The organism is Streptomyces sp. NPDC058579, assembly GCF_042718575.1.
Lineage (GTDB): Bacteria > Actinomycetota > Actinomycetes > Streptomycetales > Streptomycetaceae > Streptomyces.
Genome location: NZ_JBHXPI010000061.1, coordinates 1 through 22,243, shown reverse-complemented (window position 1 = coordinate 22,243; position 22,243 = coordinate 1). Strand labels below are relative to the sequence as shown.

Here is a 22,243-nt window from a genome sequence, read left to right as displayed (position 1 = left end):
GGTAACCATGCAGGTCGATCTTGATACATTCCCGATGCTTCTTCGATGCACGCGATGGCGACCCCTGGAGTGACGGCATGCGGTTCACGATCCTCGGCCCGGTGGAGGCCGTGGGTCCCGGTTCGGACGCGCCCGGTCTGGCACCCCGGCACCGCGCCGTGCTCGCCTACCTGCTGCTGCACGCCGGGGTCGTGATCAGCACGGATCGCCTGATCGACGCGATGTGGGGGCCGCTGCCGCCGGACTCCGCCCGCGCGCAGATCCAGACCACGATCGCCGCGATCCGGCGGATGCTGCGCGCTTCGGAGGTCGACGGGATGCTGGCCACGCGGCCGGCCGGGTACGTGATCACCCCCGAGCCGGGGCAACTCGATCTGGACGAGTTCAGCAGCCTGGTCGCCAAGGCCCCGGCCGTCACCGACGACCTGGGGGACACCGGGGACACCGGGGACGCGGCGGACCAGATTCGAGGCGCGCTCGCGCTGTGGCGGGGCGAGCCACTGGCCGGCATCACCGCCCACTACGCCGAGAGCGCCCGAGCACGGCTCACCGGGCAGCGGCTGACCGCCGTCGAGCGGCTGGCCGAGCTGGAACTGGCCCGCGGGCGGCACGACGACCTCATCGACGAACTGTCCGTCCACGCGGCGGCCCACCCCTTGCGGGAACGGCTCTGCGGCCAGTTGATGCTCGCCCTGCACCGCGCCGGACGCCAGACCGACGCGCTGGATGTGGCGAGGACCTTCCGGGCGACCCTGGCCGAACAGCAGGGCCTCGACCCCGGCCACGCGTTCAGCAAGCTCGAACAGGACATCCTGCGGGACGCCCCCGATCTACGGCCGCCGGTCACCTCGCCGGAGGCGGCGAAGCCGCAGGGGATCAGCTTCCTGCCGTACGACGTCCCGGACTTCACCGGACGCGAAGGCGAACTCGACGGGCTCATCGGCCTGTGGTCGGGCAACAACGGCGGCGTCGTGACGATCTCGGCGATCGACGGGATGGCGGGCGTCGGCAAGACGACGCTCGCGGTCCACCTGGGGCACCGCCTCGCGGACCAGTTCCCGGACGGACAGCTCTTCGTCGACCTACAGGCGCACACCGCCGGCCAGGCGCCGCTCGACGCCGGTGCCGCGCTCGAACTCCTTCTGGGCCAACTCGGCCTGCCCGCCCAGCAGATACCCGCGTCGGTAGCCGATCGCGCCGCGCTGTGGCGGTCCGAACTCTCCCGCCGTCGCGTGCTCGCCGTCCTGGACAACGCCCTCGGCGCCGACCAGGTACGCCCGTTGCTGCCCGGAGCCTCCCGCGCCCTCGTCCTGATCACCAGCCGCCGACGGCTGACCGACCTGGACGGGGCACACGCCCTGTCCCTGGACGTGCTGCCCGCGGCGGACGCCGTGGAGTTGTTCACGGCGATCGTCGGCGAGCGGGCGGCCGCCGAACCCCTGGCGGTCCTCGACGTCCTGCAGTTGTGCGGATTCCTACCGCTGGCCGTACGTATCGCCGCCGCCCGCCTGCACCATCGCCCGCGCTGGACCGTCGCGTACCTGGCCGACAGGCTCCGCGACCAGCGCCGCAGACTCTCCGAACTGGCCACGTCGGAGCGAGGAGTGGCGGCGGCGTTCACGCTCTCCTACGAGCAGCTGACTCCGGATCAGCAACGCATGTTCCGGCTCCTGGGGCTCCAGCCCGGCCGTGACATCAGCCCCGAGGCGGCGTCCGCGCTGGCCGACCTCCCGCTCGACGACGCCGAGACGCTCCTGGAAGACCTCCTGGACGCCCACGTCCTGACCCAGCATCAGCTCGGCCGCTACACCTTCCACGACCTGCTGCGCGAACACGCCCTCGCCACCGCGGCCGCCCAGGAGTCCGCCGACGCCCGGAGCGAGGCCCTCGACCGGCTGTTCCACCACTATCTCCACACCGCGAGCACGGCCATCGACCACCTCTACCCCGAGGGCAAGGACCGCAGGCCGCGCATCCCCGCACCGGACACCCCGGCCTGGCCCCCGCAGGACGAGGCCGAGGCGATCACCTGGCTGGACAGGGAACGCGCGAACCTCTTGGCGACCGGCCACTACGCGGCCGAACACGACCGGCTCCCGCACACCGGCCAACTGGCCGCCACCCTGCACCGCTACCTGCTGGGCCACGCCCACCAGGCCGACGCGCTGGCCCTCGGCGGCCTGGCACTGGGAGCCGCCCGCCGGAGCGGCGACAAAGCCGCCGAAGCCCGCACGCTCATCGATCTCGGCCAGGTGCACTTCTGGTGGCACGGCGACTACGAGGAAGCGGCCGAGCACTTCCGGCAGGCCCTGGACCTCGCGCGCGAGGCCGGCGACCAGCGCGTCGCGGCCAGCGCACTGGCGGCCCTCGGCACCGTCGCCACGCGGCAGCGGGACTACGACCGGGCCTACGACCATTCCGCGCAGTCCCTCGCGCTCTTCCGGGAGCTCGGCGACCGCGGTGGCGAAGCCAGATGCCTCACCGACCTCGGCATCGTCCACGAACGCCAAGGACGGTACGAGGACGCCCACGAGCACCACCGGCGATCGCTGCACGCGTACCGCGAGACGGGATCCCGCATCGGCGAGACCGTCGTGCTCAACAACATCGGGCTGCTGTACCAACGGCAGGGCCGCCACGACGAGGCCCGGCGGCAACACCACCAGGCCCTGGAGCTGAGCCGGAAGTTCGACTTCCCCGGGGACGAGGCCGAGTCGCTCAACGCCCTCGCGGAAGCCGCCCGGTCCATGGGCGACCTCGCCAAAGCCGCGGCCGAGCACGACACCGCGCTGACCCTCGCCCGCGAGTTCAGCTACCGCCCCGAGCAGGCCCGCGCCCACGCCGGCCTGGCGCGCGTCCACCGCGACCTCGGCCGCGTCGACCTCGCCCACGACCACGCCCGACAGGCCCTCGACCTCTACACCGCCCTCGCCGTCCCCGAGGCCGACGAGATCCGCACCTTCCTCACCGAGCTGCCCGAGCCCACCGTCAACTCCTGACCGCCGTAAGCCCATCTGCGCGCGCTGTGGGCAGCCCCGGTGTGCGGACGACCTTGCCGGTCGCGTCGACGGCGAAGACCTCGCAGTGCGGGCGGGCGGCCGCCCACGCGATGCCGTCCGTGCCCAAGGCGAACGCCGCCGTCGCCGTCGCGTCCGCCTCCGTGAGGGTCGGGGCGACGACCGTGAGGGAGAGGAGGCCGGTGGCGGGGCGGCCGGTGCGGGCGTCGAGGATGTGGGCGCCGCGTTCGTAGTGGCCGGACGTGGCGACCGCCGCGTCGGTCAGTTCCAGGACCGCGCAGAGCCGGTCGGCCTCCTCCGGGTGACGGATGCCCACCCGCCAGGGGCCGCCGGCGGCGACCACGTCGCCACCGGCGTTCAGGCAGAACCGCCGTACCCCGGCCGCCGACAGCAACTCGGCGGCGCGCTGCACCGACCAGCCCTTGACGACGGCGCACGGGTCGAGCCCCCGGCCCGGGAGCCGTACGTCGAAGGCGCCACCGCTCTCCTTGCGGTACCGCTCGCACAGCTCCAGGACATGGGCGAGGTCCGCGCTGATCTCGGAGGTGCTCAGCTCGCCCCGGTTCAAGCGGGACACTTCGCTCCCCGGCTTGAACGGGCTGAACCGTGCGTCGACTTCGCGCAGCCACGCGAAGACCGCGTCCGCCGCCCCCTCGGGGACGTACGCGTCGTCGATGCGGAGAGAGACCGGCAGGCCCATGACGTGCTCGACCCGGTTCACGTCAGGCGCTCTTCTGGTCGAGAGCTGCCTGGAGGGACTCCTTGTAACCGTCGCTGGTGATCGTCGCCCCCGTGACCGCGTCGATGTCGGCGCTCTGCGCTTCCAGAGTCGACTCGACCAGCTTCGGCATCGCCGACGTGGTCTGCGGGTGCGGGGGTGCCTTGAGGGCGCGTACCGCGGTGATCCGGCCCGCCGTCAGCGTCACCTCGACCTGGACCTCGCCCTTCTCGGTCGGGACCGTCGACCCGGCTATCACCTGGGTGGTGGAGGGAGCCGTCGTCGGCGAGGACGCCGGGGGCGTGGAGGAGGTCGACGAGGGAATCGGTGCGGGGAGTGCCTCCGCCGGGGTGGGTGGCGGCTCGGAGGACGTGGCGATCCCCGGGGTGTACAGCCAGACCGGTATCAGGGCTGCGGCCGACAGGACCAGGGCGGGCAGTGCTCGTTTCACGTGAGGTTCCTCTTTGTCTGCTGTGCCTGCTGTGTCTGCTGTGTCGGCGGTTCAGCCGGCCAGGCTGAAGCGCTCGAAGTGGACCTGCCGCTTGGGTACGCCGAGGGCGCGCAGGCTGCGCAGCACGGCGCCGGTCATGCCGGGCGGGCCGCAGACGTAGACGTCGCGCCCTGCGAGGTCGGGGACGAGCGCGGAGAGCGCGTCCGGTGCCAGCGGGTCGGGGGTCGGCGGGCCGCTGATCAGGTGCAGCGCCGCGCCCTTGGCGGCGGCCAGCTCCCGCAGTTCGCCGTAGAGGACGGCGTCCTGCGGGGCGGAGACGCGGTAGACGAGCACGGCATGGCCGTGCAGCTCCTCCAGGAGCGCGCGGATCGGGGTGATGCCGACACCGCCCGCGATCAGCAGGGCGTCCGGGCGGGTGCGGTGGAGGGTGGTGAAGGCGCCGTAGGGGCCTTCGGCGAAGACCCGGGTCCCCGGCTGAAGGTGGCGCAGGGACGCGGATCCCGCGCCGGACGCCTTCACCGTCAGCCGCAGATGGGTGCCGTCGGGGGCGGCCGACAGGGAGTACGGGTTCGCCTGCCACCAGCGGTCCTTCGTCAGGAACCGCCACAGGAAGAACTGGCCCGCGCGGGCGGGGAGCCGGTCCAGGTCGCGGCCCGTCAGGTACACGGAGACGACGTGGTCGGACTCCGACACGACCGCCGACACCTGCAGCTTGTGCCGGAGGTTGCGGCGGAGGGGGAGCGCGACGCGGCCGGCGAACACCGCGCCGAGCGCGCAGCCCCACAGGCCGTACCAGTACGCGGTGGCCGCCGGTGAGGTCGTGAACGTGGTGCCGGCCGCTACCTGGTGCGTGAAGGCGAGGACCACCGCGACGTAGGTGTACAGGTGGATGAAGTGCCAGGTCTCGTACGCGAGTCGGCGCCGCGCCCAACGGGCCGAGGCGCCGCCGACCACCAGGATGAGGACCATCGCGACGATCGCCCGCAGCACGCCCTCGGTCGTCTCGGCGAGGTCGATGAGCTGGTCGACCGGGCCGAGCGAGGACGACTCGGCGTAGCCGAAGGCGATGAAGACGCCGTGTCCGACCAGCGTCCACAGCAGCCCGAAGCCGGTCACTCGGTGCCAGGAGGTGAGCCGGTCCATGCCGATGCGGCGGTCGAACCACGGCAGCCGTGCGACCAGCAGCAGCTGGAGGGCCATGAACAGGGCGCCGTAGAGGCCGAAGAGGCGGCCCAGGACGATCAGCGCGTTGGACGCGAAGCCCGCCTGGGAGAAGAAGTACGCGACGACCGCCGCGTTCGCGGCGAGCAGGGCGTACAGGCCGGTACGGGCCACCACCCGGGGGCGCGGCCCCGAGCGGGGATCGGGCGGGGACGGCGTCGGGGACGGCGGCGCGGACGTCGCGGGGACAGCAGCGGTCACGGGCCGGAACCTCCGGGATCGAGTCGCTCGAGTCGGTCGAGCGGCTTGTGTCGGTCGAGCGGGTCGAGTCCGTCGACCCGTTGGAGAGAGCTTGGCCGCAGGTACCTGTCGATCCCCTGTCAGGAGACTTTCAACTCCGTATCGAAGTGCCCCGGCCCCGATCCGCGGGGGCCGCGCCGCCGCGCACGTGGCGCAAGATGGGCGGGTGGAGAAGATACGCGTGCTGGTGGTGGACGACGATCCACCGATCGCCGACCTCGTCGCGACGGTCGCCCGCTACGAGGGCTGGGACGCCCTCACGGCCAACTCGGGCCGGGACGCGCTGCGGCTGGCCCCCGACTTCGCCCCCGACATCGTCGTCCTGGACCTGATGCTGCCCGACATCGACGGCTTCGGCGTGCTCGACGGTCTGCGCGCGGCCGGGACGATGGTGCCCGTGGTGTTCCTCACCGCGCGCGACACCGTCGCCGACCGGGTCGCGGGGCTGACCCGCGGCGGCGACGACTACCTGGTCAAGCCGTTCGCCGTCGAGGAGCTGATGGCCCGGCTGCGCACCGTGCTGCGGCGCAGCTCAGGGCCGGGATACGAGCGGTCCGTCCTGCGCGTCGCCGATCTGACGATGGACGAGGACACCCGGGAAGTACGGCGCGGGGAAGACCGGTTGACGCTCACCCCGACCGAGTACGAGGTGCTGCGCTACCTCATGCGCAAGTCCCCGACCGTGCTCACCAAGGCGCAGATCCTCGACCACGTGTGGGAGTACGGCTTCGGCGGCCGCTCGAACGTCGTCGAGCTGGTCGTCAGCAGGCTGCGCCGAAAGCTCGACGCCACCGGCAGCCCCCTGATCCACACCGTGCGCGGCTTCGGCTACGTGGTCAGGGAGGCCGCCGAATGAGCAGGCCGCGGCTGCGCGACACGTACCGCAGACTCCGCCTCGGAACCCGGCTCGCGCTCGGCCTCGGCGTGCTGTCGCTCGTGGCGTTCGCCGTCGTCGGCACGGGCCTGACCGCGTACATGCGCGACTACCTCGGCCACCAGCAGGTCGCCCAGCTGAAGCTGGTGCAGAACGTCCAGGCCAAGGACGCCGCCCAGCACGGCACGGTCAAGCGACAGCCGTACTACGGGTGGTACACGGCCGTGTACGACGTCAACGACGGTACGGCGGCGCTGCGCCGGCCCGCCGACGTGCCCGACGACACCGCGGGGTTCCTCGCCCTCGCCCAGGCGCGCGCCGACGCCACCGGCGATGTCACGAGCACCGCGCGGATCGAGGGCAAGGGCGCCTACCGGCTGCGGGCCTGCGAGGTCGTGCCCGGAGTTGTCCTGGTCAGCGCCGCCCCGATGGCGGAGATCGAGGACACCATGGAGCAGCTGATCACGGTCCAGGTGATCGCGTTCACGGTCGCCCTCCTCGCCCTCGTCGTCTTCGGGCGGATCCTGCTGCGCCGCGGCCTGAAACCCCTCAGCGACATGGCGCACACCGCCCACGGCATCGCCTCGCACGACCTCAGCGAATCGGCGTCCCGCCTGCCGCTGCGCGCCGACCGCGCCGGCGGCGGACCCGAGGTCGAGGAGTTGCGGACCGCGTTCAACACGATGCTGGAGCACATCGACGACTCGCTCGCCGTACGCGCCGAGGCCGAGCAGCGGCTGCGCCGCTTCGTCGCCGACGCCTCGCACGAACTGCGCACCCCGCTGATGTCCGTACGCGGCTACGCGGACCTGTTCCAGTACGCCGCCGCCAACGTCCCCGAGGAGCGCGACAGGCACCTCGCCCGGCTCCGCTCCGAGGCCGCGCGCATGGGCATCCTCCTCGACGACCTGCTGCTGCTCGCGCGGCTCGACGCCGCCGAGGTGGACGCGCCGCTGCGCCTGGAACCGTACGATCTGGCGGACCTCGTCCGGCAGGCCGCCGACGCCTTCCGTGCCGCCCACCCCGGCCATCCGCTCACCCTCGACGCCGGGTCCCGGCCGATGCCGCTGAGCCTCGACCCGGTCCGCGTCCGCCAGGTGCTCGACAACCTGCTCACCAACGCGGCCGTCCACACGCCCCCGGGGACGCGCGTGTCCGTGACGGTGGGCGTGACGGCGGAGGCCCTCCGGGTGGTCGTGGCCGACACGGGGCCCGGCATACCGGACGCCGACCACGGCCGGATCTTCGACCGCTTCTACCGCGTCGACAAGGCCCGCAGCCGCGAGAACGGCGGTAGCGGCCTCGGCCTCGCGGTGGCCCGCTCCCTGGTGACCGCGCACGGCGGCACCCTGACCCTGCGCAGCGAGCCGGGCGCCACCGCCTTCGTCCTGGAGCTGCCGCGCTTTGAGCCGCCCCAGGGGCCGCCGGCGGCCGTTGCCCGATCGGCTCCGGGTTCTGCATGACCGCACACCATCGTGAGCCATTTGTCGGCCTCAGTGGCATTTGCGAGGCATCTCCTACCTAACAGGTAAGTAGATTGCTCGCGGTATCGACAAGGGCCATGGAGGCGAATCATGGTGGTCGCGTCCGCAGGCCCCGCGCACATCGCGGTGGTCTCTCTCGACGGGGACGAAGGATGGGTGGCCATGCTCCGGCGTGCCTGCGGCCACGCCCTCGTCCCGCTGACCTGGAGTCAGGCCGTCGAACGCGGCCGGGACGGCCGGCGCGGCCGGCTGACCCTGCTCGACAGCGCGACTCCGCGCTCGACCGGCGAACTGGAGTCGTACGTACGGTCCTTGGCCCTCGTCACCCACGTGGTCGTGTCGACCGCGCAGGAGGGGAGTTCCGCCGCGCTCCTCACCGCCGGGGCGGTCAACGTCCTGGACCGCAACGCCCTGCCGGGAGTCCTGGGCGCCCGGCTCGGCGCGGATCTGCGTTGGCTGCGCCGGATCAGACCCGTGCCGACGCGAGACGGAGACGTGGAAGGGGAGGGGGAAGGCGCTCCGTCGTTCCGTACGCAGGCCTTGCTCCTTGAGGTCCTCTGCGCGCTCCCCGGACCGGTCTGCTGCCACGACATCCGCCGACTCCTGGGAGCGCCGGGGCGGTTGATGACGCTCCCCGCCCTCCGCGGCCGCATCCAGCGGCTCGGTCCGCACCTCGCGGAACGCGGCCTCGCGTGCGGGAGGACGGTGAGGTGGGGAGCCGACACCATCACCGTGCACGCCCCCGGAGTGTCCTGAGCGACTAGATCACCTCTCTCGCCGTTCCGACCCAGGGTCACTTTCCTCTGCTGTCCCTCGCTGCTAGCCGCCTGCTCCGGAGATCCCGCGATCGCCGTGGGGCGATCCGGACCGCGCCCGCAGCCGAACCGGCAACGACTTGAGGCCGTTGACGAAGTTCGAGACGAGGCGGCGGGGCGGGGCGGTGAGTTCGAGGTCGCCCAGGGTGTGACGCGCCTCCTCGTGCAGGACGCGGAGTTGGAGCCGGGCGAAGTGCGCGCCGAGGCAGACGTGCGGGCCCTCGCCGAAGGAGACGTGCGGGTTGGGGTGGCGGGCCAGGTCGAGGCGGTGGGGGTCGGCGAAGACGCGTTCGTCGTGGTTGGCGGAGGCGTGGAAGACGACGACCTTGTCGCCGGCGGCGATGCGTCGGCCGGCGAGTTCGGTGTCGCGGGTCGCGGTCCGCCGGAACGAGAGCACGGGCGGGTGGACGCGCAGGAGTTCCTCGACGGCCCGGTCCAGGGCGACCTCCCCGCTCCAGAGCCTTCGGCGTTCGTCGGGGTGCCGGGCGAGGGCGAGCAGTCCGCCGGGGGCGGCGCTGCGGACGGTGTCGTTGCCGGCGACGGTCAGCAGGAAGAAGAACATCTCCAGCTCGACGGGCCGGAGTTCGGACCCCGCGAGCACGCTCATGACGTCGTCGCCTGGATTCCTCCGCTTGTACGCGGCGAGTTGCTGCGCGTACGCGAACATCTCGGCGAGCATCGCGGGCGAGCGGGGGTTGACGGGCCGCCCCAGGTCGTCGAGGACAGGCGGCTCGTCGGGGTCCTGGTAGGCGATGACCCGCTCGGTCCAGGCGAGCAGCAGGCCCCGGTCGCTCGCGGGCACGCCGAGCAGGTCGGTGAGGTTGAGCAGCGCGTAGTCGTCGGTGACGGCCCGGACGAGGTCGGTCTCGGGCCCGGCGTCCAGGGCGCCCGCGAGCAGCTCCCGGGCGCGCGCTCGCGCGGTCTCGGTGAACCGTTCGATCCGCCCGGGTGTGAAGGCCCGGCTGACGAGCCGGCGGAGCCGGCCGTGGTGCGGGGGGTCCTGATTAAGCATCATCCGCCGAATGAACGGCAGGTCGGCGGGGTCGGGATCACGGATCTGGGTGGCGCCCAGGTAAGAGGAGTAGGCATCGGGCTCCCTGAGCACCCTTACGACGTCGGCATGCCGCGTGACGGCCCAGAACCCGGTCCCGGTGGGCCACCCGAGGACCTCGTGCTCCTCCTGCCAGGCGACGGGCCACCGCTCGCGTAGCGCGCGGTAGGCGTCGTGCGGGACGCCGTCGGCATAGATCCTCGGATCGAAGACATCGCTGGCGTCGAAGGCATCGAAGGCATCGGGAACGTCACTGTCACTCGCCACGCCCCCACCCTGGCCTGCCGGACCCCGCTTTTCCAGACGGCCCCTCACTCCCCGGCGCGCGTCCAGAGGGTCAGGTCGCTGCTCGTCGCGACGGCGAGCGTCCGTCCGGACGGGGAGAAGCCGGCGGCTCGGAGCTCGGACCAGGTCGCGTCGAACACGTGCCACCACGTCTCCCCGTGGAGCCCGCGCCAAGGCGCCCCGCCTTCGCCGGAGAGCAGGACGCGGTGGTGGGGCCAGGCGGGCGCGACGGCGTCCACGCACCACCCGCCGTGGGCGGTGGTGTGCAGCCCGCCGCCGTACAGCCCGGCGATGTGGACCCGCTGCCCCGTCAGGGGTCCGAGTCCGGGGCAGGAGAGATCGGGGCCGTCGGGTGTGTCGTCCTCGGGGTCCCGGTCGCGGGCGATCTTCTCTCCGGAGACGGCGTCGAAGAGCCCGTGCCCGGTGCTCGAGACGACCATGACGAGGTCGTTCCCGCTGCGGGGATCCACCCCGAAGCCGATCCCGAGCAGTCCGCCCACGGCGGCGTACGGCTGGAACACCGAGTGCCAGGGAGCGGGCGGGTCGACCCGCGGTGCGGCGAGCACGCGCTCCCTCAGGTCCTGTTGGTACGGCGAGAGCCCGGGGGTGGTGGCGGACATGCGGTCGTACTCCTTCGCGGCGGGGCGGCCAGGCGGTTGCGGTGGCCGAGTATCGCCCATCTCACATCCGACATCACCGAAATGCATCGGATTATCGCAACCTCCGGCCGCCCTCTGCCCTCTTCCTTCGGCAAGAGAGATCACTACGGAGGTTGTCCCTGTGAACCGCATCCGCCCGCGCGCCCTGCTCACCGCCACCGCCGGGGTCCTCGCCGTCGCCGCGCTCAGTTCGTGTTCCGGGGGTGCGGCGGCCGCCGGGGGCGATGGCGGGAACGGCGGGGGGAAGGAGGTTCCGCCCATGCGGATATCCGTGAACCTCACCGGTGAGAGCGCCAAGGCCGGTGAGCCGGTCACCGTGACGCTCGCCGAGGGGAAGCTGCGCGAGGTGACGGTGACCGACTCCAAGGGTGCGCGGCTGGAGGGGAAGGTGTCCGCGGACGGGAAGAAGTGGACGTCGGCGCGGAACGCCACGCCCGGGACCGCGTACGCCGTCGAGGCGCGGGACGGCGGCGGGGCGACCGCGAAGGCCGCGTTCACCACCGCCGCGCCCGAGAAGGTCAACAAGCTGACGCTCGCCCCGGGGAAGAACACCGCGGTCGGCATCGCCCAGCCGCTGTCGATCGTCTTCGACCACCCGGTGAAGAACAAGGCCGACGTGGAGAAGCATCTCAAGGTCACCACCTCGAACAACACCGAGGGTTCCTGGGGCTGGATGCAGGACTGGTCGGGCAAGGACCGCGTCGACTGGCGGCCGAAGGAGTACTGGAAGTCCGGTACGAAGGTCACGCTGGACGCCACCCTGAGCGGGATCGACTCCGGCACCGCCGGCGGCTGGTTCGTCCGGGACTACAGCACCACCTTCTCGATCGGCAAGAACCAGCTGGTCAAGGTGGACCTCGACAACCACCGGCTGACGCTGCTGCGCGACGGTCAGACGGTGAAGGACGTCCCCATGTCGGCCGGTACGCCCGGTGGCGAGAAGGCGTCGTGGCGCGGCAAGACGGTCCTGATGTCCAAGGAGGGCACCATCAACATGCGTTCCGAGACCGTCGGCCTCGGTGACGCCTACGACAAGATGGTCGACTACTCGATGCGGCTGACCTGGTCGGGCATGTACGCGCACGCGGCGCCCTGGAACGCGGCGTACTTCGGCAGCGCCAACAAGAGTTCCGGCTGCATCGGTATGAGCGACGCCGACGCGAAGAGTGTGTACGACGCGGTGCAGGTTGGCGACCCCTTCGAGGTCACCGGTTCCGACGCCAAGGGGACGCAGGCGCTGAACAACGGGTACGGGGAGTGGAACCTCTCCTGGGCCGACTGGCAGGCCAAGAGCGCCCTGCGCTGATCACTGACGTACGCGCGTTCAACAATCGTTACCCTCGCGTAACTTACCGACCAGTTACCTAAGGTAAGTCCGGCCGGTTACCGTCGGGTCACTTTTGCACTGTCCCCACCAGTGACACGAGCAAGGAGTGACCCCCCGTGCGCGCACCTCTCACCCTCGCCGTCTCGGCCGCCCTGGTGGCCGGGACGGCCCTCGGGCTCGCCCCCGCCGCCCACGCAGCCCCGCCCGCCGCCACCGACGCCGCCAATTCCGTACGCTTCGTCGACATCGCCGGCGACGGCGGTACCGTCCTCAAGGCCAATGTCGTCACCCCGGCCGGCGCCGGAGCCGGCACCGGTGCCCGTTATCCCGTGATCGTGCTCCCCACCAGTTGGGCCATGCCCCAGATCGAGTACCTCGTCCAGGCGAAGAAGCTCGCCGACTCCGGTTATGTCGTGGTGAGTTACAACTCGCGCGGCTTCTGGCAGTCCGGTGGCGAGATCGAGACCGCGGGCCCCAAGGACGTGGCCGACGCCTCCAAGGTCATCGACTGGGCGCTCGCGAACACCCCCGCCGACCCGGCCAAGGTCGGTATGGCGGGCGTGAGTTACGGCGCCGGGATCAGCCTCCTCGCCGCCGCCCACGACAAGCGGATCAAGGCCGTCGCGGCGCTGAGCGGCTGGGCGGACCTCATCGAGTCCATCTACAGCGGCCGCACCCAGCACCTCCAGGCCGCCGCCCTGCTCGGCGGCGCGGGCTATCTCACCGGCCGCCCCGGTCCCGAACTCAAGGCGATCCTGGGCGACTTCCTCTCCTCGAACCTCGCCAAGGAAGGCGAGATGATCGCCTGGGGCGAGAAGCGGTCACCGGCCGCCTACCTCGACCGGATCAACGCCAACGGCGCCGCCATCATGCTCGGCAACGCCTGGGGCGACACGATCTTCCCGCCCAACCAGTACGCCTCCTTCTACGAGAAGCTCCAGGGTCCCAAGCGCCTGGAGTTCCGCCCCGGCGACCACGCCACCGCCGAGGCGACGGGCCTGTTCGGACTGCCCAACGACACCTGGACCAGCGCCCACCGCTGGTTCGACCACCACCTCAAGGGCGTCGACAACGGCATCGACCGCGAGCAGCCCGTCCAGCTCAAGTCCCGGTCCACGGGCGGCTACGAGGGCTACCCGGACTGGAAGTCGGTCGGCGCGAACGAGCGGAAGATCGCCCTCGGCGGCTCCCAGCGGATCTGGGCGAACATCGACTCCGGCGCCAACGGCGGTGTGGTGCTGCTCTCCAACCTCCTGGACCAGCTGATCAAGGCCCCGCCGGTCGCCTCGATCCCGCTCCTCCCCCGCTCCTTCGCCGGGGTGTGGCAGTCGGAGCGGTACGACACGCCCCAGCGGGTGCGCGGTACGGCGAAGCTGCACACCACGGTCACCTCCACCAAGGAGAGCGGAACCCTCGTCGCGTACCTCTACGACGTGGGCCCGCTCGGCCTCGGCAAACTGGTCAGCAACGCGCCGTACACCTTCCACGGCAAGACTCCCGGCACTCCTTTCCCCGTGGACCTGGAGCTGTTCTCCACGGCCTACGACGTACCCGCGGGCCACCGGCTCGCCCTGGTCGTCGACACCGTGGACCCGCTCTACATCGAGCACAACCCGACCGGCGCGCAGCTGACCTTCTCCTCCCCTGCGGCCGACCCCTCGTACCTGTCGGTCCCACTGCGAGCGGAGTGATCACCGGCTGCTGCCGGGCGGGCTTGGCTCCCCGCGAGCTACTGCACGGCCGCTACGGCCGCGTGGGGGGATCCCCACCCGGCAGCAGCGTCCCTGGTTCGGCCGGGGCGACGTCCACGGCCTGTGTCTTGGGACTGCGTCGCTCCCTCCTGGCCACCCAGGTGGCGAACCAGGAGAGGAGCATGCACATCCCGATGTAGATCGGCGAGATGATCATGACGACGGGGATGAACGGCAGGTCGTAGTCGAGGTTGGACGCGATCAGCTTCCCCGCGTGCAGGAACTCCTCGTAGGTGATGAGGTATCCGAGCGAGGTGTCCTTCAGCGCGACCACCAACTGGCTGATGATGGCGGGCAGCATCGCGCGCAGCGCCTGCGGTGCCAGGACGTAGGTCATCACCTGGGTCTTGCGCATGCCGAGCGCGTACGCGGCCTCCCCCTGTCCCCGGTCGACCGAGTTGACGCCCGTACGGAACACCTCGGCGAGCACCGAGCCGTTGTACAGAGTGAGTCCGGCGACCAGCGCCGGCAGCGGCTGGACCTTCAGCGCCACGAAGATGAAGAAGATCATCACCAGGACGGGCATGGCGCGGAAGAACTCGACGAGAACGGTCGAGACCCAGCGGAAGACCGCGCGCTCCGAGAGCCGGCCGACCGCGAGGACGGCGCCGAACGCGAGCGAGAGCACCGAGGCGTACGCGAAGGCCTTGAGGGTGTTCCCGAGTCCGCGGAGCAACAGCTCCTGGATGCCCTCGTATTCGAAGGGCGACCATTTGGTGGCGGTGAACTGGTCGGTGTCGAAGAGGAGATAGAGGATCCAGCCGGCAAGGGCCAGGATCGCGACGGTCGAGATGAGGCCGTAGATCAGATGGCGTTTGCGGGTGTGCGGTCCCGGGATGTCGTAGAGGGCGGTGGAATCGGTCATCGGGTGACTCCCCAGCGCTTCTCCATGACGTTGAAGATCGCGCTGATGGTGAGGGTGATGATGAGATAGCCGACGGCGATCCAGACGAAGGTCCAGACGATGTTGTAGCCGAGTTCGCTCAATGTCTTGTAGGTGCCGAGGAGTTCGTTGACGCTGAACGCCCCGGCGATGGCGGAGTTCTTGGCGAGCGCGATCAGGGTGGAGCCGATGGGCGGGATGACGGAGCGGAACGCCTGGGGCAGCACGACCGCGTTGAGGGTCTGACTGAAGGTCATGCCGAGGCTCCGCGAGGCCTCTCCCTGGCCGCGCGGCACGGTGTTGATGCCGGACCGCAGCACCTCGCAGATGAACGCCGAGGTGTAGCAGCCGAGCGCGAGGACGGCGAACAGCTCGAAGGGGAGCACGAGTCCGAAGCGCGGCAGGCCCAGCATCACGGCGAAGAAGAGCAGGGTGAGCGGGGTGTTGCGCAGGATAGTGACCCAGACCGTGCCGAAGACCCGGAAGGAGCCGACCGGTGCGACCCGGAAGGCGGCCATCACGAAGCCGAGGACGAGGGCCAGGGCCGAGGAGTAGACGGTGAGTTCGACGGTGCCGAGGAAGCCTTCGCCGTAGGTCTCGAAGTTGTCTGTCAGGACGTCCATGCCGGGCGCTTCCTCCTCAGCTCGCCGGGTAGCGGTCGATGGCGGGCGGCTGCGGGGCGGGCACCCCCGAGAGGCCGAGGGTCACGTCGTAGGCCTTCTTCCAGTCGCCGTTCTTCTCGTGGAACGCGAGGGCGTCGTCGAGGGCGAAGCGCAGGGCGTTGTCGCTCCGGGGGACCCCGACGCCGTACGGCTCCTTCGAGAACGGCTTGCCGACGACCTTGAGTTCGTTCGGGACCTTGGCCGCGTAGCCCATGAGGATCGTGTCGTCGGTGGTGACCGCGTCGACCTGGTAGGTCAGCAGGTTGTCGACGCAGACGGAGTACGTGTCGTAGGCGACGAGGTCCGCCTTCGGGTAGTCCCGCTCCATCCGCTGGTACGGGGTGGATCCGGCGGCCGAGCAGACCCGCTTGCCGTCGAGGTCCTGGGGGCCGTGGATGTCGTTCTCGTCGGTGCGCACGAGCAGCGACTGGCCGGCCATGTAGTAGGGGCCCGCGAAGCCGACGAGCTTCTTGCGGTTGTCGTTGATGGTGTAGGTGCCGACGTAGTAGTCGATCTGGCCGTTCTGCAGGGCGGTTTCGCGGTTGGCCGAGGCGATGGTCCGGAAGCTGATCGTGGCCGGGTCGAAGCCGAGGGAGGCGGAGAGCATCTTGGCGATCTCGATGTCGAAGCCGGAGTACTTTCCGGTGGCCGGGTCCTTCTCCCCCATGTAGGGCTGGTCCTCCTTGGCTCCGACGACGAGGTGGCCGCGTTTCCTCGCCCGTTCCCAGGTCGGCGAGTCGGGCAGCTGGAACGCCGACTGGACCTGGTAGACGGGGAGTTCGTCGGGCTGCGGTCCCTTGACGGGCGGACTGCCCTCCTTGCCGCAGGCAACCAGGGCGGTCAACGAGGCGGCGAGCAGCGCGAGGACGGCGAGATGACGTCGCGTACGGTGCATGTGGCGTCCACCCCCGCTCAGTGCTTGAGGATCTTGGACAGGAAGTCCTTGGCGCGTTCGCTGCGCGGGCTGGTGAAGAACTCCTCGGGTGTGCGGTCCTCGACGATGCGGCCGTCGGCCATGAAGACGACCCGGTTGGCGGCGGAGCGCGCGAAGCCCATCTCGTGGGTCACGACGACCATGGTCATGCCCTCGCCGGCGAGCTGCTGCATGACTTCCAGGACCTCGTTGATCATCTCGGGGTCGAGGGCGGAGGTCGGCTCGTCGAAGAGGAGCGCCTTGGGGTCCATGGCGAGGGCGCGGGCGATCGCGACGCGCTGCTGCTGGCCGCCGGAGAGCTGGGCGGGGAACTTGTCGGCGTGGGCGGCGAGGCCGACCCGGTCGAGGAGTTCGCGCGAGCGCCGGTCGGCCTCCTCCTTCTTGCGCCTGCGGACCTTGATCTGCGCCAGGGAGACGTTGGCGAGGACGGTCTTGTGGGCGAAGAGGTTGAAGGACTGGAAGACCATCCCGACCTCGGCCCGGAGCCGGGCCAGCGCCTTGCCCTCCTCCGGGAGGGGCTGTCCGTCGATGATGATCTCGCCCGACTCGACGGCCTCCAGCCGGTTCATGGCCCGGCAGAGGGTCGACTTCCCCGAGCCCGAGGGCCCGATGACGACGACCACCTCCCCGCGCCCGACGGTGAGACTGATGCCTTGAAGGACGTGCAGCGTGCCGTAGTGCTTGTTGACGTCACGCAGCTCGATCAACGGATCGACGACCGCCATACGCTCCCCTGCCCCTTTTTCAACCGTGTAGAGGTCAGCGCAAACTATCCGGCGCAAAAGGGGACTTCATGGCCGACACGCGTGAAACCGGTATAAGCCGTATTTACTGCAAAGGGGTGTTCGGCGGGGTGCGGGAACTCAGAACTCGGCGGCCTCGCCGTACATCTGGGAGAGCTCCGGCGATCCGGTCATGGCCCAGTCGAGCCCGGCCTCGACCACGTTGATCTCCCGCCCCGAGGCGAGCCGCACCACCGGCTGTCCGCCGGGCCACACCTGCCAGTTCGCGCCCGGCACGTTCCGCACGATGACGGTGCCCAGATAGAGGCCGGCGTCGTTGCCGATCCAGGGCAGCTCCTCCGGATCGTCGCGCCAGCGCGGCGAGAGCTGGTCGAGGGCGGCGAGCGAGCGGGGGCTGTCGTCGAGCGTCACCCCGCGGTCCTGGACTCTGGCGCGCAGCAGCTCGCACTCGGCGAGCAGCTCACCCACCCCTTCCGGATCGCGGTCGAAGGCCGCGGCCAAGGGGGGCTGATCGGCCTCATGCCGCTTGCGCCAGTTGTCCAGGAACGGGATGTTCATCCGAACAGCGTCGCATTTCACCCTCCCGTGGCACCACCCGGCGCGCGGAGATCATCCAGGTGGGGCGCCGGGAGGGGGATCAGCGACTACGAGGGGCTCAGCGACGGGGCTCGGGTCTAGACGTCCAGGTCGACGACGACCGGGGCGTGGTCGGAGGCGCCCTTGCCCTTGCGCTCCTCGCGGTCGACGTAGCCGTCCTTGACCGCGTCGGCGAACGGCTTGTTGCCGTACACCAGGTCGATGCGCATGCCCCGGTTCTTCGGGAAGCAGAGCTGGCGGTAGTCCCAGTACGTGAACGGGTGGTCGTACTTGAGCGGGCGCGGGACCACGTCCACGAGGCCCGTCTCGCGGAGGCCCGCGAGGGCGGCGCGCTCCGGCTCGGTGACGTGGGTGAGGCCCTCGAAGGCCGAGCGGTCCCAGACGTCGTCGTCGGTCGGGGCGATGTTGTAGTCGCCGAGGACGGCGAAGGGCCGCTCCGCGGCCGCGTCCTCGGTGACGGCGGCCTGGAGGGCCTCCAGCCAGCGGAGCTTGTACGCGTAGTGCTCGTGGGCGACCTCGCGGCCGTTCGGCACGTACACCGACCAGACCCGGACCGGTCCGCAGGTCGCGGAGATGGCCCGGGGCTCCTGCACGCCCTCGTACTCCGGCCCGCCGGGCAGGCCGGTGACGACGTCCTCGAGGCCGACCTTGGAGATCAGGGCCACGCCGTTCCACCGGCCGGTTGCGTTGACCACCGATTCGTACCCCAGCTCGCGCAGCTCGTCGGTGGGGAACTGCTCGGCGGTGCACTTGGTCTCCTGGACGCACAGCACGTCCGTGCCGGTGCTCTCCAGCCAGGCCAGGAGTCGGGGCAGGCGGGCGGTGATCGAGTTGACGTTCCAGGTCGCGATGCGCATGAGCGCAAGCCTAACGGCGGGGTCTGACAGTCACAGCTCTGTGGAGTCGCCCGGGGTGAGCCGGCCGTGGTCCGTGCCGCCGAGCGCGCCGATCTGCCGGTCGTAGATCGGCCGGGCGAGGTCGGTGAGCAGGGCGTCGTGGATGTCGATGGCGCGGCGCGGCTTGACCTCGCGTACGTACTCGATGACCTCGGAGATCTTGTTCCAGGGGGCCATCACCGGGAGCATCAGCGTGTCCACCGGCTGATCGGGGACGGTCAGCGCGTCGCCCGGGTGGAAGACCGCGCCGTCGACCAGGAAGCCGATGTTGGTGATCCGGGGGATGTCCGGGTGGATCACCGCGTGCAGCTCGCCGTGGACCTGGACGTCGAATCCGGCTGCGGTGAACGTGTCGCCGTGGCCGACGGTGTGGACGCGGCCCGGGAAGGCGGCCGACAGCTGGTCCGCGACGCTGCGCAGGGTCCAGATCTCGGCCGCCGGGTTGGCCTCCAGGCCGGCCCGGAGCCGGTTCTCGTCGAAGTGGTCGGGGTGCTCGTGGGTGACGAGGAGGACGTCGGCGCCGAGGGCGGCGTCCTCCTCGCTGAAGTTCCCGGGGTCGATGACGAGTGTCCGCCCGTCCTTCTCCAGACGGACGCAGGCGTGCGACTTCTTCGTCAGCTTCACGGGACTCCCCCTCACGACGGGCCGTACGGGCCCGGCCAGCCTACGCCTGGGGCGTGGTCTCCTCCTTGATCACCCTGCCAACGACGCGCAGGGCGCTCTCGGCGGCCGGAAGCCCGCAGTAGACGGCGGTCTGGAGCACGACCTCGCGGAGCTCGTCGGGGGTGAGACCGTTGCGCAGGGCGGCCCGGGTGTGGTCCGCGAGCGCGTCGAGATGGCCGCCCGCGATCAGCGCGGTCAGGGTCACGCAGCTGCGGGTACGGCGGTCCAGGCCGTCCCGGTTCCACACCTCGCCCCAGGCGTAGCGGGTGACGAGGTCCTGGAGGTCGGCGCCGAACTCGTCGGCTCTGGCCTGCTCCACGTGGGCGTCGCCGAGGATCTCGCGGCGGAGCCTGTCGCCCTGCTCGTACGGGTCGGGGCGGGCGCTCCCGGTGGCGTCGTCGGCCGGCACGGCGGGCGCGATCTCGGCGACGGGCACGACGGAGGCGGAGACGGGCGGCATCGGCGGCGCCGGGAGCGTGGCCTGGGTGTCGTGGACGATCCCGGCGAAGTGGTCGATGAGCAGCTCGGTGACGGCGGCCGGCTGCTCGACGGGGGCGAGGTGGGAGGCGCCGGGGACGACGGCGAGCCGGGCGTCGGCGATCCCGGCGACCAGGGTCCGGGCCTCGGCGGGGCCGGTGACCTGGTCGTCGGAGCCGACGAGGACCAGGGCGGGGACGCCGATCCGGCCGAGGGCCTCGCGGACGTCGAAGAGGGCGAGCGCCTCGCAGGCGCCGATGTAGCAGCCGGGGTCGGTGGTGCGGACCATCTGCACGGCCCACTCGACGATGGCGGGCTGCGCCGCGCAGTAGGCGGGGGTGAACCACTGCTCGGGGGCGGTACGGGCCATGGGGTCGAGGCCGTTGGCCCGGACGATCACCCCGCGCTGGCGGAACTCGTCGGCGCTGCCGAACCGGGGCGAGGCGGCGACCAGGGCGAGCGAGGCGACCCGGTGGGGTGCGCGCAGCGCGAGGTCGAGGCCGACGGCGCCGCCGATGGAGCAACCCGCGTAGCCGAAGCGCTGGACGCCCAGCTCGTCGAGCGTGGCGAGCAGCCGGTCGCCGAGCTCGGCGACGGAGGTGGCGGGCCGGGCGGGTGCCCCGCCGTGCCCGGGCAGGTCGAATCGGACGACGCGCCATTGCCGGGTCAGCTCGGGTATCTGCCGGTCCCACATGTGCATGGTCGTGCCCAGCGAGGGGCCCAGGACCAGAACCGGGGCGTCTTCTCTCCCGTCGAGGCGGTACTGGAGGGTGTTCGTCGGTGTCTCACTCACCCGCCCGACCCTCTCATCTCTCCCCGGCTCCCTCATCGGCGGGTCGAGACCAGCGACTCCTGTCCCGTATCGCCAGGTCGAGACCAGCGGTCCCGTCCCGCGTCGACGGGCGCTATTTCGTCCCTGTCAGGGTCGCGTAGACCACCGTGTTGGCCCGATAGCCGGTGTCGCTCGACCAGTCGCCGCCGCAGGTGATCAGCCGCAGCTCGGGGCGGCCCGAACCGCCGTAGACCTTGTCGTCGGGGAAGCGGTCCTTGGGATGGACCTCGACCGCGTCGACGGTGAAGAGGGCCGTACGGCCGTCTTCGCGCTCGATCTCGATCTTGGCGCCCCGGGAGAGGGCGTCGAGCCGGTGGAAGACGGCGGGGCCGAGCGGGGTGTCCACGTGTCCGGCCACCACGGCCGTGCCCGGCGCCCCGGGGGCGGGGCCGTCGGCGTACCAGCCGGCCACGGTCGGGTCCGTCGTGGGCGGGGGGCGGAGTGCTCCGGCGCGGTCCAGTTCCAGGGGGATGAGGGAGACGTCGACCCCGATGTCGGGAATCCTGAGCCGCGCCGCGTCGGACGCGGGCAGCGGCCGGGGTCCGGTGCGGTCCCGTTCGGCTCCGGCGGCGGGCCGGGCGGGCGACGGTGGGGCCTGCTCCGTCGTCGCCGGCCGCGAGCCGTCGCCGTCCGGTGCGTAGGCGAGCAGGGCGATGCCGACGAGCGCCGTCCAGGCGAGTGCCCTGACCGAGGGGACGCGCCGGGACGGCGCCGCGTCCGGCCTCGGCCCGGAGCCGTTCTTCATGCGGATCGTGCCTCCGCTGGAGGGCGGCCCCGGATCTCCTCGCGGAGCCGGGGCCGTGGGGCGTGCGGGGGTTGAAACGTGGGGCGTGGGTTCAGGCGGAGTTCCGGGCGGCGGCGGCGCGGCGGCGCATCCTGATCAGGACACCTGCGGCGGCGCCACCGAGGAGCAGCGCGCCGACGGCGTACGGACTGCCGCCGCCGTCCCCGTCCGCAGCGGCGGCCCAGCCGAAGCCCGCCGCCACGGCTCCGTTCGGCCGGCCGGAGATCTGGTAGGTCACGGTCACCTTGACGCGGGGCGGGCACTTGAGGGTCACGGTGTCCGTGCCCGAGACGGCGTCCGTCGGGAGCGTGAACTCACCCACCAGGACGCCCTTCCGGTCGCCGGGCAGGAGGTGGAACTTCCCGCCCGCCACCGACTCCCCCTTGCCGTACGTCTCCGTACCGCAGGCGGTGGTGCTGACGGTGACGGTGGAACCGGGGGACGCCTTCCTCGGATTGACCCAGGCGTCACCGGCGGGAGCCGCGACGGCGGAGGGTGCGGACAGGGCGATTGCGGTCAGGACCAGGGCGAGCTGGGAACCTGTACGTGCGAGACGCATGCTTCTTCTCTCCTTCGGCGGAGCTTTCCTGGCCGGCTGGGCCGCGCGGCGCCTGTGCTGTGCTCCGTGCACGAGAAGATCCCCGACCGGTGGTCACCGCAACGCGAGGATCGCGCCCGGTGTCCCCCGGTCGGGGTCTTGATCGTCCTTGCCGAAGGTCATCGCCGCAGGTCACGGCGGCCCGGGCGGCGCCCGGAAACGCGTGGCGTCCCGCGCGCGAACGGGCTAGGTGTATTGATCACGAGCGTTGTTAACGCTGTCTGGTCTTGATCATGGCGAAGACCTCCGGTGTGGTGGAGGTGTCTAGGCTTCACCGCACA

General features: G+C 71.2%; 21 protein-coding genes. 6 read left to right on the top strand and 15 right to left on the bottom strand.

The window, feature by feature from the left end; all coding sequences use genetic code 11:
• Positions 1–77 precede the first annotated feature (77 nt).
• Positions 78–2,999, top strand: coding sequence for a BTAD domain-containing putative transcriptional regulator (locus ACFWRO_RS34910; RefSeq protein ID WP_384518010.1), 2,922 nt, complete (start codon positions 78–80; stop codon positions 2,997–2,999).
• Here the strand turns inward: ACFWRO_RS34910 and ACFWRO_RS34905 are convergent.
• From ACFWRO_RS34905 to ACFWRO_RS34895, 3 genes are read right to left on the bottom strand one after another with little or no spacing between them, the layout of a single operon-like run.
• Complete coding sequence (locus ACFWRO_RS34905) at positions 2,989–3,738, bottom strand: FAD:protein FMN transferase (protein ID WP_384518007.1); 750 nt, start codon at positions 3,736–3,738, stop codon at positions 2,989–2,991. The genes ACFWRO_RS34910 and ACFWRO_RS34905 overlap by 11 nt on opposite strands.
• Position 3,739: 1 nt before the next feature.
• Positions 3,740–4,186, bottom strand: a complete 447-nt coding sequence (locus ACFWRO_RS34900; RefSeq protein WP_384518005.1) for an FMN-binding protein — start codon at positions 4,184–4,186, stop codon at positions 3,740–3,742.
• A gap of 51 nt (positions 4,187–4,237) precedes the next feature.
• Positions 4,238–5,608 carry a ferric reductase-like transmembrane domain-containing protein gene (locus tag ACFWRO_RS34895; protein ID WP_384518002.1) on the bottom strand — a complete coding sequence of 457 codons (1,371 nt, stop codon included), beginning with the start codon at positions 5,606–5,608 and terminating at the stop codon, positions 4,238–4,240.
• 205 nt (positions 5,609–5,813) lie between these two features.
• Between ACFWRO_RS34895 and ACFWRO_RS34890 the strand changes: the two genes are divergently transcribed.
• From ACFWRO_RS34890 to ACFWRO_RS34880, 3 genes are all read left to right on the top strand, one after another.
• Positions 5,814–6,503, top strand: coding sequence for a response regulator transcription factor (locus ACFWRO_RS34890; protein WP_384517999.1), 690 nt, complete (start codon positions 5,814–5,816; stop codon positions 6,501–6,503).
• Positions 6,500–7,984 (top strand): sensor histidine kinase, encoded by a 1,485-nt coding sequence (locus tag ACFWRO_RS34885; protein ID WP_384517997.1) that lies wholly within the window; start codon positions 6,500–6,502, stop codon positions 7,982–7,984. Before ACFWRO_RS34890 ends, ACFWRO_RS34885 begins: the two co-directional genes overlap by 4 nt.
• 111 nt (positions 7,985–8,095) lie before the next feature.
• Positions 8,096–8,761 (top strand): hypothetical protein, encoded by a 666-nt coding sequence (locus tag ACFWRO_RS34880; RefSeq protein ID WP_384517994.1) that lies wholly within the window; start codon positions 8,096–8,098, stop codon positions 8,759–8,761.
• Positions 8,762–8,824: 63 nt separating this feature from the next.
• Here ACFWRO_RS34880 and ACFWRO_RS34875 read toward each other — a convergent pair whose 3' ends face one another.
• A complete protein-coding gene (locus tag ACFWRO_RS34875) occupies positions 8,825–10,138 on the bottom strand; it encodes a cytochrome P450 (protein WP_384517991.1) in 1,314 nt (437 codons plus the stop codon).
• 44 nt (positions 10,139–10,182) lie between these two features.
• Positions 10,183–10,776, bottom strand: a complete 594-nt coding sequence (locus ACFWRO_RS34870; protein WP_384517989.1) for a hypothetical protein — start codon at positions 10,774–10,776, stop codon at positions 10,183–10,185.
• Between the two features lie 160 nt (positions 10,777–10,936).
• Between ACFWRO_RS34870 and ACFWRO_RS34865 the strand changes: the two genes are divergently transcribed.
• Together ACFWRO_RS34865 and ACFWRO_RS34860 are read left to right on the top strand one after the other, a co-directional pair.
• On the top strand, positions 10,937–12,121 hold the full coding sequence (locus tag ACFWRO_RS34865; protein ID WP_384517986.1) for an Ig-like domain-containing protein: 1,185 nt from the start codon (positions 10,937–10,939) through the stop codon (positions 12,119–12,121).
• A 137-nt stretch (positions 12,122–12,258) separates the two neighbouring features.
• Positions 12,259–13,833, top strand: coding sequence for an alpha/beta fold hydrolase (locus tag ACFWRO_RS34860; protein ID WP_384517984.1), 1,575 nt, complete (start codon positions 12,259–12,261; stop codon positions 13,831–13,833).
• A 52-nt stretch (positions 13,834–13,885) separates the two neighbouring features.
• On the opposite strand, the gene ACFWRO_RS34855 is transcribed toward ACFWRO_RS34860, so the two are convergent.
• The 10 genes from ACFWRO_RS34855 to ACFWRO_RS34810 all read right to left on the bottom strand — a co-directional run bounded on the left by ACFWRO_RS34855 (position 13,886) and on the right by ACFWRO_RS34810 (position 21,923).
• Entirely contained in the window at positions 13,886–14,758 is an 873-nt protein-coding gene (locus ACFWRO_RS34855) for an amino acid ABC transporter permease (RefSeq protein ID WP_384517982.1), read from the bottom strand.
• Positions 14,755–15,399: an amino acid ABC transporter permease gene (locus ACFWRO_RS34850; protein WP_384517979.1), complete on the bottom strand. Its 645-nt coding sequence runs from the start codon at positions 15,397–15,399 to the stop codon at positions 14,755–14,757. The genes ACFWRO_RS34855 and ACFWRO_RS34850 overlap by 4 nt, the downstream gene beginning before the upstream one ends.
• A 16-nt stretch (positions 15,400–15,415) precedes the next feature.
• Entirely contained in the window at positions 15,416–16,333 is a 918-nt protein-coding gene (locus ACFWRO_RS34845; RefSeq protein WP_384517977.1) for a glutamate ABC transporter substrate-binding protein, read from the bottom strand.
• 17 nt (positions 16,334–16,350) lie between these two features.
• Positions 16,351–17,097, bottom strand: coding sequence for an amino acid ABC transporter ATP-binding protein (locus ACFWRO_RS34840; protein ID WP_384517974.1), 747 nt, complete (start codon positions 17,095–17,097; stop codon positions 16,351–16,353).
• A 138-nt stretch (positions 17,098–17,235) separates the two neighbouring features.
• The gene (locus ACFWRO_RS34835) at positions 17,236–17,673 is read right to left on the bottom strand and encodes a DUF6278 family protein (RefSeq protein WP_384517971.1); all 438 of its coding nucleotides are present in this window, start codon (positions 17,671–17,673) and stop codon (positions 17,236–17,238) included.
• A gap of 116 nt (positions 17,674–17,789) precedes the next feature.
• Entirely contained in the window at positions 17,790–18,569 is a 780-nt protein-coding gene (locus ACFWRO_RS34830; RefSeq protein ID WP_384517968.1) for an exodeoxyribonuclease III, read from the bottom strand.
• Between the two features lie 30 nt (positions 18,570–18,599).
• Positions 18,600–19,232, bottom strand: coding sequence for an MBL fold metallo-hydrolase (locus ACFWRO_RS34825; protein WP_384517966.1), 633 nt, complete (start codon positions 19,230–19,232; stop codon positions 18,600–18,602).
• A 40-nt stretch (positions 19,233–19,272) separates the two neighbouring features.
• Positions 19,273–20,541: an alpha/beta fold hydrolase gene (locus ACFWRO_RS34820; RefSeq protein WP_384517963.1), complete on the bottom strand. Its 1,269-nt coding sequence runs from the start codon at positions 20,539–20,541 to the stop codon at positions 19,273–19,275.
• Positions 20,542–20,653: 112 nt separating this feature from the next.
• Complete coding sequence (locus tag ACFWRO_RS34815) at positions 20,654–21,325, bottom strand: class F sortase (RefSeq protein ID WP_384517961.1); 672 nt, start codon at positions 21,323–21,325, stop codon at positions 20,654–20,656.
• 91 nt (positions 21,326–21,416) lie between these two features.
• Positions 21,417–21,923, bottom strand: a complete 507-nt coding sequence (locus ACFWRO_RS34810) for a sortase (RefSeq protein ID WP_384517959.1) — start codon at positions 21,921–21,923, stop codon at positions 21,417–21,419.
• Positions 21,924–22,243: the final 320 nt, after the last annotated feature.

Excerpts from the sequence above, each read along its gene's own strand:
- ACFWRO_RS34835 (WP_384517971.1), bottom strand. The coding sequence starts at position 17,673 with ATGAACATCCCGTTCCTGGACAACTGGCGCAAGCGGCATGAGGCCGAT.
- ACFWRO_RS34840 (WP_384517974.1), bottom strand. The coding sequence starts at position 17,097 with ATGGCGGTCGTCGATCCGTTGATCGAGCTGCGTGACGTCAACAAGCAC.
- ACFWRO_RS34910 (WP_384518010.1), top strand. The coding sequence starts at position 78 with ATGCGGTTCACGATCCTCGGCCCGGTGGAGGCCGTGGGTCCCGGTTCG.
- ACFWRO_RS34885 (WP_384517997.1), top strand. The coding sequence starts at position 6,500 with ATGAGCAGGCCGCGGCTGCGCGACACGTACCGCAGACTCCGCCTCGGA.
- ACFWRO_RS34850 (WP_384517979.1), bottom strand. The coding sequence starts at position 15,399 with ATGGACGTCCTGACAGACAACTTCGAGACCTACGGCGAAGGCTTCCTC.
- ACFWRO_RS34870 (WP_384517989.1), bottom strand. The coding sequence starts at position 10,776 with ATGTCCGCCACCACCCCCGGGCTCTCGCCGTACCAACAGGACCTGAGG.
- ACFWRO_RS34880 (WP_384517994.1), top strand. The coding sequence starts at position 8,096 with ATGGTGGTCGCGTCCGCAGGCCCCGCGCACATCGCGGTGGTCTCTCTC.
- ACFWRO_RS34815 (WP_384517961.1), bottom strand. The coding sequence starts at position 21,325 with ATGAAGAACGGCTCCGGGCCGAGGCCGGACGCGGCGCCGTCCCGGCGC.
- ACFWRO_RS34810 (WP_384517959.1), bottom strand. The coding sequence starts at position 21,923 with ATGCGTCTCGCACGTACAGGTTCCCAGCTCGCCCTGGTCCTGACCGCA.
- ACFWRO_RS34855 (WP_384517982.1), bottom strand. The coding sequence starts at position 14,758 with ATGACCGATTCCACCGCCCTCTACGACATCCCGGGACCGCACACCCGC.
- ACFWRO_RS34830 (WP_384517968.1), bottom strand. The coding sequence starts at position 18,569 with ATGCGCATCGCGACCTGGAACGTCAACTCGATCACCGCCCGCCTGCCC.
- ACFWRO_RS34845 (WP_384517977.1), bottom strand. The coding sequence starts at position 16,333 with ATGCACCGTACGCGACGTCATCTCGCCGTCCTCGCGCTGCTCGCCGCC.